At 74.9% G+C, this 12,431-nt stretch carries 12 protein-coding genes; 5 read left to right on the top strand and 7 right to left on the bottom strand.

Features of this window, described 5'->3' with window-relative positions; all coding sequences use genetic code 11:
• Positions 1–7 precede the first annotated feature (7 nt).
• The 7 genes from ACFV7Q_RS18175 to ACFV7Q_RS18145 are packed head-to-tail and all read right to left on the bottom strand — an operon-like array spanning position 8 to position 9,155.
• A complete protein-coding gene (locus ACFV7Q_RS18175) occupies positions 8–1,288 on the bottom strand; it encodes a glycosyltransferase (protein WP_385429531.1) in 1,281 nt (426 codons plus the stop codon).
• A 23-nt stretch (positions 1,289–1,311) separates the two neighbouring features.
• On the bottom strand, positions 1,312–2,091 hold the full coding sequence (locus ACFV7Q_RS18170) for a polysaccharide deacetylase family protein (protein WP_385429473.1): 780 nt from the start codon (positions 2,089–2,091) through the stop codon (positions 1,312–1,314).
• Positions 2,081–3,892 (bottom strand): murein biosynthesis integral membrane protein MurJ, encoded by a 1,812-nt coding sequence (murJ, locus tag ACFV7Q_RS18165; protein ID WP_385429471.1) that lies wholly within the window; start codon positions 3,890–3,892, stop codon positions 2,081–2,083. Before murJ ends, ACFV7Q_RS18170 begins: the two co-directional genes overlap by 11 nt.
• Positions 3,889–5,301, bottom strand: a complete 1,413-nt coding sequence (locus ACFV7Q_RS18160) for an O-antigen ligase family protein (RefSeq protein ID WP_385429469.1) — start codon at positions 5,299–5,301, stop codon at positions 3,889–3,891. Before ACFV7Q_RS18160 ends, murJ begins: the two co-directional genes overlap by 4 nt.
• 2 nt (positions 5,302–5,303) lie before the next feature.
• Positions 5,304–6,818, bottom strand: coding sequence for an exopolysaccharide biosynthesis polyprenyl glycosylphosphotransferase (locus ACFV7Q_RS18155; RefSeq protein ID WP_385429467.1), 1,515 nt, complete (start codon positions 6,816–6,818; stop codon positions 5,304–5,306).
• Positions 6,815–7,996: a glycosyltransferase gene (locus ACFV7Q_RS18150; RefSeq protein WP_385429465.1), complete on the bottom strand. Its 1,182-nt coding sequence runs from the start codon at positions 7,994–7,996 to the stop codon at positions 6,815–6,817. The genes ACFV7Q_RS18155 and ACFV7Q_RS18150 overlap by 4 nt, the downstream gene beginning before the upstream one ends.
• Before the next feature lie 55 nt (positions 7,997–8,051).
• Positions 8,052–9,155 carry a DUF3344 domain-containing protein gene (locus ACFV7Q_RS18145; RefSeq protein WP_385429463.1) on the bottom strand — a complete coding sequence of 368 codons (1,104 nt, stop codon included), beginning with the start codon at positions 9,153–9,155 and terminating at the stop codon, positions 8,052–8,054.
• Positions 9,156–9,331: 176 nt separating this feature from the next.
• Between ACFV7Q_RS18145 and ACFV7Q_RS18140 the strand changes: the two genes are divergently transcribed.
• From ACFV7Q_RS18140 to ACFV7Q_RS18120, 5 genes are all read left to right on the top strand, one after another.
• Positions 9,332–9,520, top strand: coding sequence for a chaplin (locus ACFV7Q_RS18140; protein ID WP_385429461.1), 189 nt, complete (start codon positions 9,332–9,334; stop codon positions 9,518–9,520).
• Positions 9,521–9,650: 130 nt separating this feature from the next.
• Complete coding sequence (locus ACFV7Q_RS18135) at positions 9,651–10,061, top strand: rodlin (protein ID WP_385429459.1); 411 nt, start codon at positions 9,651–9,653, stop codon at positions 10,059–10,061.
• A 223-nt stretch (positions 10,062–10,284) separates the two neighbouring features.
• A complete protein-coding gene (locus tag ACFV7Q_RS18130) occupies positions 10,285–10,521 on the top strand; it encodes a chaplin (RefSeq protein WP_385429457.1) in 237 nt (78 codons plus the stop codon).
• Between the two features lie 120 nt (positions 10,522–10,641).
• Positions 10,642–11,781: a chaplin gene (locus tag ACFV7Q_RS18125; protein ID WP_385429455.1), complete on the top strand. Its 1,140-nt coding sequence runs from the start codon at positions 10,642–10,644 to the stop codon at positions 11,779–11,781.
• 159 nt (positions 11,782–11,940) lie between these two features.
• A complete protein-coding gene (locus tag ACFV7Q_RS18120; protein WP_385429453.1) occupies positions 11,941–12,294 on the top strand; it encodes a hypothetical protein in 354 nt (117 codons plus the stop codon).
• Positions 12,295–12,431: the final 137 nt, after the last annotated feature.

Below are 12,431 nucleotides of genomic sequence, written 5' to 3'. Positions count from 1 at the left end.
GTGCGGTTCAGTCCCGGGCCCCCGGGGCCCGCCGCGGTTCGCGGGCACTGCCCGGGGTGCCCGGGGTGCCCGGCGTGCCCGCCGGGGCGGGAGCCCGGTCGGCGGGCGTGACCGCAGGGGCCGGGTCGGCGGAGGCCTGCGAGGGAGGGGGGACGCGGGCGGGCGGCGTACGGGGGGCGAGGGCCAGCCGGTAGACGTCCAGCAGCTGCTCCGCGCTCCGGGCGATGTCGTAGCGCCGGACCACGGGCGGCGGCGGCAGCCGGGTCACCCCGGCCTCCATGTGCCCGCGCAGGGCGGCGACCAACTCCTCCGCCCCGGTGCCGATCCGCCGCGCGCCCGGCGCTTCCGCGGCCGGCAGGTCGTCGATCGCCGGGCAGGTGACGTGCAGCACCGGCAGCCCGGCCGCCAGCGCCTCCACGACGGCCAGCCCGAACGCCTCCTCCCGCGACGGGGACACGAACACGTCCATGGCGGACAGCAGCGCCGGGATCCCCGGCGTCCGCCCGTCCGGACCGTCTCCCAGCGGGTCCCGCTCGCCCAGCAGGTGGATCCGGTTCTGCACGCCGAGCTCGGCGGCCAGCCGGCGCAGCGCGGCCCGCTCGGGCCCCTCCCCGGCGAGCAGCAGGTGCGCGCCCGGCAACGCCGCCACCGCCCGGACCAGGGCGTCGAACCGCTTGCCCGGCACCAGCCGGCCTACCCCGCCGACGACGAACGCCCGCTCCGGCAGCCCGGTCCGGGCCCGCGTGGCCCGGCGCACCCCCGCATCGAAACGGAACCGGGCGGCTTCGATCCCGTTCGGTACGACGTGCACCCGGGCCGCGGGCACGCCCCACCCGGCCAGCCGGGCCGCGACCGTGTCGGACACCGCCACCGTCGCCGCACCCAGCCGCTCGCTCGCCACGTACAGCGCCCGGACCCCGGCGGTGAGCGGCCGGCCCTCGATCTCGGCGTCGCCGAGGGAGTGCTCGGTGGCCACGGCCGCCCCGGCGCCCGCGAGCCGGGCCGCGAACCGCCCGTACACGCAGGCCCGGTACAGGTGCGTGTGCACGAGGTCGTACCGGCCCCGCCGGATGAACCGCGCCAGCCGGGGCAGCGCCCCCAGGTCCCGGTTGCCGTGCATGCCCAGGTGCACCACCCGCACCCCGTCGGCCCGCAGCCCCTCGGCGACCGGCCCCGGGTTGGTCAGGGTCAGCACGTCGCAGCGCATCGGCAGGTGCCGCAGCAGCAGCCGCAGCTGCTGCTCGGCACCGCCGACGCCGAGCCCGGTGATGACGTGCAGCACCCGCAGGTCCTCCAGCGGCGGCAGGGCCTTCACCGGTGCACCGCCCGGCCCAGCTCCCGCACCCGGTGCCGCAGCTCCTTGATCCGCAGCCGCCCGCTGCCGTCGGCTTGGCTGACGTGCGTGCGCGGCAGGGCGTGCGGGCCGGCCAGCCGCCCCGGTTCGATGGCGCACGCGTACCCGTATCCGGCGGCCCGCGTCGCCTCGACGACCCGCGCGTCGAGGTACCCGTACGGGTAGCAGAACCCCTCGGGCAGGGTCCCGGTCAGCTCGCGCAGCAACTCCCGGCTGCCCCGCAACTCCTGCTGGAGCACGTCGTCGGGGACGGCGGTGAGGTCCTGGTGGAGCAGCCCGTGGGAGCCGATCTCCTGCCCGGCGGCGGCGACCTCCCGGACGCCCTCGGCGGTGAGCAGCGGTTTGCGCGGCCCCAGCGGGTCCCACACGTTGTCCACCCCGAGCCGCCCGGGCAGCACGAACAGGGTGGAGGTGCAGTCGTAGTGGCGCAGCAGCGGCAGCGCCCCGGTCAGGTAGTCGGTGTAGCCGTCGTCGAAGGTCAGGCCGACCAGCCCGGCGGCGCGGCCTGCGGCGCGGGCCCTCAGCAGTTCGCCGACGGAGACCCCGCGCAGGCCGCGCGAGCGCAGCCACTGCAGCTGGGCCTCCAGGGTGCGGGGGGTGACGGTGATGCCGTACGGGTCCTCGGCGGGATCGGTGAACTCGGTGACCGAGTGGTACATCAGGACCCACGGCGAGGCGGCGGTCCGGCGGGCGGGAGCCATCGCGGCGGCCGGTGCCGTGTCGGTGTCAGCGGGCATTGCGGAACCTCTGGGTCGTCTGGGCGATCTGGGCGGACAGGGTGGTGATTTCGAGCGCCCGTATCGCCGTGCCGGTGGCCGCGAACATGGCCGGGACCAGCAGGCAGCCGAGTGCGGCGCTGAGCAGCGGGTCGGGGATCATCGGCCCGGCGATCCAGCCGGTGCCGCAGGATGCGAGCGAGGCCACGGCGAGCCGGCCGATGCTGAGGGCGACCCGGCGGACCTGGATCGCGACGATCCGCCGGCCGATGCCGAGGAGCAGCAGCACGGCGGTGGTGGTGATACCGGCCGCATTGGCGGCCGCGAGGCCGTAGATGCCCCACCAGCGGACGGCGGCGGCCCCGCCGGCGACGTTGACGAGGAGTCCGGCGCCCATCGCGAGCGCCGGGAACCAGGTGGGCCGGGCGGTCGCGAAGAAGGGCCGGCTGAGCGCGCCGACGAGGCAGTGGCCGAGGAGCCCGAGGCCGTACACCCGCATGACGGCGGCGGTGGCCAGGGTGTCCTCGTGGGTGAAGGCGCCCCGCTCGAAGAGGACCTGGATGATCTGCGGGGCGTAGCCGATGACCAGGGCCGTGCCCATGAGGACGGCGAGGCAGGCCAGCGCCAGGTCCTGTTCGACGCGCCGCCGGGCCTTCTCGCGTTCGCCGCCGGCCATGGCCTGGGCGACGACCGGGAAGGTGACGGTGCAGATCATCAGGGACAGCACCATCGGCATCTGCGCGACCTTCTGCGCGTAGTTCAGGTGCGAGATGGCGCCGGGCGGCAGGGACGCGGCGAGGAACCGCTCGACGAGCACCTGCGACTGCCGGAACACGGCGAAGCAGATGACGGGGGCGATCACGGCGAGGGCGATCAGGGTGGGCCGGTCCCGGTCGCGCTGGCTGCGCGGCGCGTCCTTGGCCCGGGTCTGGCCGAAGCCCACGTTCCGGATGAACGCGGGCAGTTGGACGAGGATCATCAGCAGCCCGCCGGCCGCGACCCCGGCGGCCGCGGCCCGCACCCCCCACACGGTGTGCAGGGCGAGCATCGTCCCGATGATCCCGACGTTGTACGAGACGTAGATCGCGGCCGGCGGCACGAACGAGCGGTGGGCCCGCAGGGCGGCGCTGAAGTACCCGGCGAGCCCGAAGGACAGCACGGTCAGCGCGGTGAGCCGGGTGCACTCGACGGCGAGGCCGGGGTCCGGCAGCCCGGGCGCGAGGACGGAGACGACGAGCGGCGCGATGACGACCAGCAGGGACGCGACGGCGGCCAGGAACACCGCGAGCCGCGGCAGGGTGGCCCGCACCAGCAGCCGTACCGGGTCCTGCGCCCGGGCCTCCATCCGGCTCAGCCCGGCCCGGTCGGCCGCCCGGCGGGCGAGCGCGTGGCTGAACGCGGGCACCATCAGCAGCGCCATGGCGTCCTCGATCAGCAGGGTCGAGGCCATCTCCGGGACGGTCCAGGAGATGAGGAAGGCGTCGCTGTCGTGCCCGGCGCCGAAGAGGTGGGCGATGGTCTGGTCCCGGGCCAGCCCGAGCACCGAGCCCGCGGCGGTGAGCCCGGCGGTGACGGCGGCGGCCTTGGCCAGGAACCGACCGAGGGGTGCGGGCGCGCCGCGGCCGGGACCGGAGCCGGCCCCGGCGGGACCTCCGGGTCCCGGGGGACCGGCGGCACCCGGGGAGGCGGGCGGCCGCGGCTCCGCGGCCGCGACCTGGCCGTGAGCCGGGGCGGGCTCCGGCGGGCGCGGGGGCCGGCCCGCAGCCGCGGCAACCTCGGTCGCCGCGGCTGCGGGCCGCCTCCAGGGCGTCGTATCGGTCACCGGCCGGCCGCACCGGAAGCGGCGCGCGGGCCGACCGGGGACGGCAGGGCCCACCAGGCCGCCAGCCCGATGATCACTCCCGTGAGGACCGTCGACGGCCCGCCGATGTCCGCGTAGAGGAAGTCGGTGAGCTGCCAGACCAGGAGCCCGATCGCGATCAGTCCGCAGTCGCGCATCGCGCGGCCCGAGGGGTCCGGCCCGCCCGCACCGGCCCCGGCGTACCGGTCCTGCGCCCGCTGCGCGACGACGTACCGGCGGATCCCGGCGACCAGCAGCACCGCCCAGCCGCCCGCCAGCGCGACCAGCCCGATCAGTCCTTGTTCGCTGAGGACCAGCAGGTACATGTTGTGCGGGGAGAGCAGCGGCTGACGGACGTAACCCTGTCCGGCGCCGGCGGTGTCGCTGCCGGAGGACAGCCCCAGCGAGGCGTGCCCGTCCCGGTGGGCCGGGAACCCCTTGAGGCCGACGCCCACCGCGGGCCGCTCCTGCCACATCGAGCCGGCGGCGGCCCACATCGTGTAGCGGTCGGTCACCGACTGGTCGGGGGCGCTGGAGATCTGCGTGATCGAGGTCAGTCGCTCGGCGACCATCGCGGATCCGACCCCGAGGCCGCCCACCAGCACCACCGCGAGCGCGGTGAGCGCGACCAGCACCCGCACCGCCCGCCGGATCCCGGCCAGCAGCATGACGAGCACCGCCGTACCGGCCGTGGCGATCCACGAGCCCCGGCTGAACGACAGCACCAGCGGCACCACCAGCAACAGCGCCGTGCCGCCCGCGACCCGGCGCACCGGCTGCGGCAGGCCCGGGGCCAACGCCGCGGCGGTCGCCACGACCAGCCCGTAGGCCACGACGGTGGCCATGCCCATCACGTCGCCGGGGCCGAAGGTGCCGACGGCCCGGATGTCCTCGCCCTGGTAGGAGGCACCGGTGTGGGTCACGTACTGCACGACCCCGACGGCCCCCTGCACCAGGGCCAGCACCGTGAAGCAGCCGGCGGCGACCCGGAACTCCCCGGCGTCGCGCACCAGCAGCACCACCGCCACCGGAACCAGGACGAACACCTGCAGGTAGCGGACGAACCCCGGCAGGGCCGCGAGCGGGTCCCCGGCGGTTGCGGTCGCCACGGCCAACGCCACGGCGGGCGCCCCGAGCACCAGCACCGCGAACGGGCTCAGCGCCCGCACCCGGCCTCGCAGCGCCTGCACCGCGCACACCAGCACCAGCACCAGCGAGGCCGCGTCGGCCGGGCCGACCTTGCCGGATGCGGTCGCGTCACCGGCGGGGACGGGGACCAGCAGCATCAGGACGGTCGCGGCGAGCGGCAGCAGCGGCCACTGCCGCCGCAGCTGCAGCAGGACGTCGGGCCGGGCTCCGGCACCGCCGACCGTCGTCATGGCGAGGCTCATGGTCAGCTGCCCCCCAGCCGGAAGCGGAAGAAGGAGGCCGCGGTGCGGGCGAGGATCCACAGGTCCTGCCACAGCGACCAGGTGTCGATGTAGTGGTTGTCGAAGCGGGCCCGGTCCTCGATGGAGGTGTCCCCGCGCAGCCCGTTGATCTGGGCGAGCCCGGTGATCCCGACGGGCATCCGGTGCCGGGCCTCGTAGCCCGGGTGCACGCTGCTGAACTTGGCGACGAAGAAGGGCCGCTCGGGCCGCGGCCCGACCAGGCTCATGTCGCCGCGCACGACGTTCCACAGCTGCGGCAGCTCGTCCAGGGAGGACTTGCGCAGGAAGGAGCCGACGGGGCTCATCCGGTTGTCGCCGGCGACGGTCCACCGGGTGGCGGACTCGTGCTCGTCGGCGCGCAGGGTACGGAACTTCAGCAGGGTGAAGGGGCGCCCGTACAGGCCGACCCGCTCCTGGCGGAAGATCACCCCGGGCCCGTCCGAGATCCGTACGGCCAGCGCGCAGGCCCCCATCAGTGGCGCGGCGGCGATCAGCGCGCTCAGGGCGATGGCGCTGTCGAGGCTCCGCTTCACCCAGCGCTCCACCTGTCGGGCGGGGCGCGGCAGTAGCGGCTGGACGGCGTACCCCCACAGCTGGTCGGTGGGCTGGGCGACCCGCATGCCGGTGACCTTGGCGGTTCCGGCGGGGTCGGCGAGCCAGAGCCGACAACCGTGGTCGTGGAAGAGGCGGACGAGGGAGGCGGTGTGCTCGTCCGCCTCCGGCGGCCGGGTGAAGACGGCGTCCCGGACGGAGTTCTGGATGACGGCGCGCCGGATGTCCTCGTGGGTGGCGAGGACGGGCATCGCGCCGTCGCCGTCGGCGCGGGCGCCGGTGTCGGCGAGCCCGACGGGCCGCAGGCCGTACTCGGGGTGTCCGTGCAGGGCGGCGGCGACCGCGCCCGCTCCGTCGCCGGGGCCGACGACGAGTGCCGAGGCGGGCCGGCGGCGGACGGAGCGGCGGCGGAGCTGGTTGACGAGCCCGCGGCCCGCGCAGGTCAGGGCGGTCTGCAGGCAGACGGCGGCCAGCAGCGCCCACCAGCCGAGGGCCTGGCGGGGTTCGACGGCGGCGACGACGGCGGCGGCCCCGCACCACAGGGCGGCGGCCCGCCCGGCCAGGGCGGGCAGTTCGAGCAGGGCGGACGGGGCCAGCCGCGGCCGGTACAGCCCGCCCTGTACGTGCAGCAGGGCGAGCAGGACGGCGAGCGGTCCGGCCGCTTCACCCGGGAGTTCCAGCCCGGGCGCGGCGGCCGTGGTCAGCACCACGGCCAGCGCGTCGGCGGCCAGCAGCGGGGAGGCCCCGTGGCGGCGGCGCGCCCGCCGCTGCCGCACCAGCGGCCCGGCCGGGTCGGCGGCGGGCCGGCGTGGTGGGTGGATGGCGGTGACGGTCCGTGGGACGGCGGCCGTGCCGGCGGCGGCGCCGCCGGCGTGCCCCGTGCCGCCCTGCCCGGTGTGCCGGGGGGGTGCGCTGTCCATCGTCATCGGCTGATGCGCTCCTGGTTCGAGGGCCGGGGCCTGCCCAGCAGTTCGTGGTACAGACCGGTGACCGCGTCCGTGGTCCGCCGCACGTCGCATTCGGTCCGGGCGTGCTGCTGGGCCTGGTCGCCGAGTTCGGCGAGCAGCCGCGGCTCGGCGAGCAGCCGTCCCAAGGCCTTGGCCAGTGCCGTCGGGTCCTCCGGCGGCACCAGGCAGAGCCGTCCCTGGCCGGGTGGCAGGCTCTCCCGGGCGCCGCTGACGTCGGAGACCAGGACCGGTCGGCCGCAGGCCATGGCTTCCAGTGGGGCGAGCGCCATGCCTTCCCACCGCGACGGCAGTACAACGAGATCGGCGGCCCGAAGCCACGGTCGGATGTCGGCGGCACCGCCCGCGAAGAGCACTCCGGGCGGGGCCGAACGGCGCAGTTTCTCGGTGTCGGGGCCGTCCCCGACGAGGGCGAGGCGGGCCTCGGGGAGGTTGCCGAGCACCTCCCTCCAGGCGCGCAGCAGCACGTCCTGGCCCTTCTGCCGGCAGAGCCGGCCCACGCAGACGGCGAGCGGCCCGTCGCCCAGGAAGGCGGCGGGCAGCGGGAGTTCGGCCCGGGCGGCGGTGCGGTCCGCGGCCCGGTCCGGGCCGCCGGGGCGGTAGTGGTCCAGGTCGACCCCGTTGCGGATCACCGACCAGCGGGCGGCGATCCCCTCCGCCTCGCCGACCCGGCGCTCCGCCTCGCTGACGCAGAGCACCCGGTCGGCCCAACGGACACCGAAACGCTCCCAGCGCCGGGCGAGGGCGCCGGTGGCTCCGCCGACCGCGTCGAACGACCAGGCGTGCGGCTGGAACACGGTGGGGATCCGCCCGCGGGCCGCGAGCCGGCCGGCCAGCCCGGCCTTGGCGCTGTGGGCGTGCAGGACGTCGGGGCGGACCTGGCGGATCACCCGGCGGGCGCCGAGGACCTCGGCCGGCAGGTCGGGTCCGGGGGCGCGCCCGGCCCGCCAGGCGAGCACGTCGGCGCCGGCGGCGCGGGCCTCCTCGGCGAGCCGGCCGCCGCGCGGGCAACCGACGACGGCACGCAGGCCGGCGGCGGTCTGGGCGCGTACGAGGTCGACGACGACGCGGGCGACCCCGCCGTCGACGGGCTGGACGAGGTGCAGGACGGTCAGAGGGGGTGCGGTCGGACGCTGCACGGGGCAGGACTGGGCTGGGGGAGGCTGTGTCGGCACGCGGAGCGGTCTCCTGGGTTCAGCGACGCACGTCTGTTTGCACGAAGAGCACGCCGAGGAATTGGCCCTGGCTTTCGCCCGTGAACCTGAAGCTCAGGCTGCGGGCACCACCGGAGAGGACGGGACTCAGGTCGAACACGTCCGCGTCATATCCGAGATTGTTCAAGTGTTCGGGCTGTCGCACGGACGAGGGGCGTCCGAATTCCGTGATGGTGGAATTCATGACGTCGTTGAAAGGGTTTTCTTCGTCACTGACGTCGGTCCGACGGCCGGAGTCGGCGACCACGGTGAGTGAGTCCCCGAGGGCGCCCCGGTCGCCGTCGTACGCCACCACGCCGGCCTTGCCCGCGGCCCCGGCCGGAGCGTCCAGACCGGCGATGTCGATCGCCTCGCCCGCTGCCTCGCCCGCCCCCGCGCCGAGCCCCTGGAAGCCGTCCCACAGCGAGATCCGGCGCAGCGGCTCCTGCGGGTGCTCGTAGGCGACGACCAGCGTCCAGCCGCCCCACGCCCCCACCTCGGACTGACCCATGGCGATGTTGAGCTGGGCGACCGTCCACATGCCGGCGCCGCCCTTGCGGACCATCGGGGTCACGTCGGCCGAGGCCTGGTACGCGTCGCTGCCCTCGTCGGTGCGGTGCCCGATCACCGTGTCGGCGAGCACCTCCTTGTACGCGCCGCCCGGCTCGGCGACGAGCACCCGCCCGTTGTCCTCGGGCGGCTTCTGCTCGCCGACGCGCAGGTTCCCGCCCCAGTACAGGCGGGCGTACGAGACCTTCGCGCCCTGCGGGACCTTGAGCTCGGCACGGGTGGAGTTGTAGGTGTCAGGGTCCTTGTCGACCTCGCTGTAGAACATCTCGAAGTCGCTGTTGATCCCGGCCGCACCCTTCTTGACCTCGGGGCACGGGGCGGCGTCGGGGGCCACCTCCTGGCGGCAGCCGATCGAGGAGTTGGAGGCCCGCACCAGCCCGCCGTGGTGCACCGACTGGTAACGCTGCGTGAACGGAATCCGTGGCGCCTCCCTGGGGCCCGGCGGGGCCTCCGCCCCCGCTGCGGGGACGGCGGCCGAAAGTACGAGGCAGGACAGCAGGCCGAGCGCGCCGAGGATTCTGGGGGAGGAACCCATGACCCTGTCTCCATATTCGATCAAGGGGGACAAAACAGGAGTGCACTTTGTCAGAAACCCGACCCGGAATCACGCCGGACTCGCACGTACGGCCTTTTGGGCGATACCACGCACCCTCGCAGGCGGCGAGTCGTTATGCGGGTGCACCGCTGTTCGAACCGAAAGGAAAAACGGAGATGAAGAAGACGCTGGCGCGCGGCACCACCGTCGCAGCGGCCGGCGCGGCGGTTCTGATGGGCGGCGCGGGTCCCGCCGCCGCGAACGACGCGACCGCGGGCGCCATCCCGATCGACGTCTGCGGCAACGCGATCAGCGTCGTCGGTTTCCTGGACCCGGCGTTCGGCAACGTCTGCGTCAACCGCTGACCGCACGCCCGAGCGTCAACCGCGCCACCCGAAACGGCGGCATCCGGGTGAAGCCACGCAACCCGAGCCGACGGCGCCCCGTTGACCCGGGTGCTCAAGTACCGGGCAATCCTGCAAAAAAGGGACCACAATGATCAAGAAGATGATGGCCACGGCGGCGGCCGCGGCCTCGGTCGTGGGCATCGGTGCCGCCGCGGCGCCGCAGGCGATGGCCATCGGGAACGACAACGGCATCAACACCGTCAACGGCAACGGCGCGTCCCAGATCTACGGCAACCAGGCCACGTACGGGAACATGAGCCCGCAGATGGCGCTGATCCAGGGCTCCTTCAACAAGCCCTGCATCGCCCTGCCCGCGAAGGTCAACGCCCAGTCGCTCCTCGCCCTGGTCAACGTCGGCGTCCAGGACATCCCGATCCTGTCCAACCCGATGAACCAGCAGTGCGTCGAGAACTCCACCCAGGCCAAGGGTGACGAGCCGCTCTCGCACATCCTGGACAACATCCCGATCCTGTCCGGCAACGCCTCCGTCGGCAGCTGACCCTCCCCCGCGCCACCGAGGCCGTCGCACCCCAGGGTCGCGGCGGCCTCGCCGCGTACGGCCCCGACCGCCCGGAAACCGCTTCGGCAATGTCCACCGAATTTCCGGCCGTTCGGGCGCCGAAGGAATTCCTGAAGCCCCGGAAAGCCGGGTTGCTTTTCCTCCGCCCACTCGTTGTTGTTTCTGCAGCGGACAAGCCGCTGCGGGAAAGGATCGAAATCACATGACGTACAAGAAGGCAGTGGTGCTGGCCGCCGGCGCTCTGATGGCCGCCGGTGCCGCTTCCCCCGCCATGGCCGACTCGACCGCCGACGGCGCGGCCGTGGGTTCCCCCGGCGTGGTCTCCGGCAACCTCGTCCAGGTTCCGGTCAACATCCCCGTCAACGTCTGCGGCAACACCGTCAACGTCCTCGTCGGCGTCCTGAACCCGGCGTTCGGCAACACCTGCGTCAACGCCTGACGAAGCCTCTGCGCCCGCGCGGCGAACCTCCTCGGGGCGGCCTCGGAGTGCACGGCGGTGCACTCCGGGGCCACCTTCGATTCAGCACCGGCCCCCGCGCCGGTAGACAGGGAAGGACCCATGCGACAGGTACTGAGCCGACAGGTACTGGGCAAGGGAGTGCTCACGGCCGCGGCCGCCTCCAGCCTGCTGTCGATCGCCACGGGCGCGGCCGTCGCGTCCCCTGGGGCGGTGGCCGAGGCCTCGCACTCGCCGGGTGTGCTGTCCGGCAACAGCGTCTCGGTACCGATCACCCTCTCGCCGAACGTGTGCGGCAACAGTGTGGACGGCGGCGCGGCGCTCAACCCCTCGTTCGGCAACACCTGTGCCACCCCGAGCGGTCCGGCGGCGCACCAGCACGACCAGCAGCAGAGCCAGCAGCACGGCCATCCGCAGGGCCACCACGGCGGGCAGGCGTACGGGCGCCACCTGAGCCCCGAGCACGCCGAGGCCTTCGACCGCTACCTCCAGGAGCACGGGGCAGCGCGGCACGGGCTGCCGGGGCAGCCCGGCCCGGAGGCCGGGCACGGCAGCCCCCGCGGCGAGGAACACCTCCGCCACTCGCCGCGCCACGCGGCCCCCCGGCACGCGGCACCGCGCCACGAGGACCCGCGGCACGACGTGCGCCCCGAAGGCCGCCACAGCGGGCCAGAGGAGGAGTGCGACGACCATCCGCAGGGCCGACCGGCCCCGCAGCCAGCCCCGGCCGAACACCCTGCGCCGCCCGCCCCGAAGCCGCCCCGGTCGCACCCCGCGCCGCCGGCACCCCCCGCGGCCGAACACCCGCAGCCCCCGGCTCCGGTGGAGGAGGCCCCGCGCCCGCTGCCCGCTCCCGCCCCGGTCGAGGCCCCGCCGGTCCAGGAGGCACCCCCCGGGCCGGTGACCGAAGCCCCCGCGCCGCTGCCCGCCCCGGCTCCGGCTCCGGCCCCGGTCGAGGAGGCGCCGCGGCCGCTTCCGGCTCCCGCACCGGTGGAAGAGGTCCCGGCCCCCGCGCCACCGCACGGCAGCACGCCCGTGCCGCTCCCGGCCCCTGCGCCCGTTCCCGCGCCGGCTCCTGTCCCCGCGCCGGCTCCCGTCCCCGTGCCGGCACCCGCCGACGCGCAGGCCCCGGCACCCGTCCTCGCCGAGACCGGCGCGGGCCAGGCCGGCGTCGCGGCGCTCCTCGCCTCCGCCCTCGTCCTGGGCGGCGCGGTCCTGTACCGCAGGGCCCGCACGGCCTGACGCGGCCGTAAACCGTCGTCGGAAAAATACCGGCCGGAGAATCCTTTGGTGGATTCTCCGGCCGTCGCCGTGCCCGTCCTACGCGTTTCCGCTGCGGCACGGAATCGTTACCCAGGGCAAAAGCGGTGCGACGGTCACCGCTGGAAAAGGATTTCGACAATGAAGCTTTCGAAGGTCGCCGCTGTCGTCGCCGGTTCCGTTGCCGCCCTCGGCGCCTCCGCTCCCGCGTTCGCCGCCGACGGCGCGGCCGCGATGCCGCCCATGAGCCTGACGGGCGGGGCGACACAGGCCTTCGACTCGCTGGCGCCCGTCACCGAGTCGCTTCCGCAGACCCTTGGCAACGGACTGGCAGAGCAGGGCCAGACGGTCGACAAGGTCGTGGGCACCGCCCAGCGGGTCAACGAGATCCGGAACGACGCCCCCGGCGAGGTGCTCGGCCTGGCGAACGGCGCCACGAAGGCCTCCCCGCTCCTCGGTGGGGTGCAGCTCAACGGCGGCGGCAACCAGTCCTGAGCCGTCCGGCTCCGGACGCGAAGAACCGTGGGCGCCCCCCGCGGGGGGCGTGGCGCCCACCGGGGGGCCTGGCGGGGACCCCCCGGCAGGCGGAGGCGTGTTCGCAGGGGGTTGCGAAAGCCCGGGTAAGGAGGGCG

This window comes from Streptomyces sp. NPDC059851 (assembly GCF_042732005.1).
Lineage (GTDB): Bacteria > Actinomycetota > Actinomycetes > Streptomycetales > Streptomycetaceae > Streptomyces.
The sequence above is the reverse complement of the archived record's forward strand: the minus strand, read 5'-3'. Positions and strand labels throughout refer to the sequence as shown.

Coding starts and splice junctions, on each gene's coding strand:
- ACFV7Q_RS18170 (WP_385429473.1), bottom strand. CDS start 2,091: ATGCCCGCTGACACCGACACGGCACCGGCCGCCGCGATGGCTCCCGCC.
- ACFV7Q_RS18160 (WP_385429469.1), bottom strand. CDS start 5,301: ATGAGCCTCGCCATGACGACGGTCGGCGGTGCCGGAGCCCGGCCCGAC.
- ACFV7Q_RS18155 (WP_385429467.1), bottom strand. CDS start 6,818: ATGACGATGGACAGCGCACCCCCCCGGCACACCGGGCAGGGCGGCACG.
- ACFV7Q_RS18145 (WP_385429463.1), bottom strand. CDS start 9,155: ATGGGTTCCTCCCCCAGAATCCTCGGCGCGCTCGGCCTGCTGTCCTGC.
- ACFV7Q_RS18140 (WP_385429461.1), top strand. CDS start 9,332: ATGAAGAAGACGCTGGCGCGCGGCACCACCGTCGCAGCGGCCGGCGCG.
- ACFV7Q_RS18135 (WP_385429459.1), top strand. CDS start 9,651: ATGATCAAGAAGATGATGGCCACGGCGGCGGCCGCGGCCTCGGTCGTG.
- ACFV7Q_RS18130 (WP_385429457.1), top strand. CDS start 10,285: ATGACGTACAAGAAGGCAGTGGTGCTGGCCGCCGGCGCTCTGATGGCC.
- ACFV7Q_RS18125 (WP_385429455.1), top strand. CDS start 10,642: ATGCGACAGGTACTGAGCCGACAGGTACTGGGCAAGGGAGTGCTCACG.
- ACFV7Q_RS18120 (WP_385429453.1), top strand. CDS start 11,941: ATGAAGCTTTCGAAGGTCGCCGCTGTCGTCGCCGGTTCCGTTGCCGCC.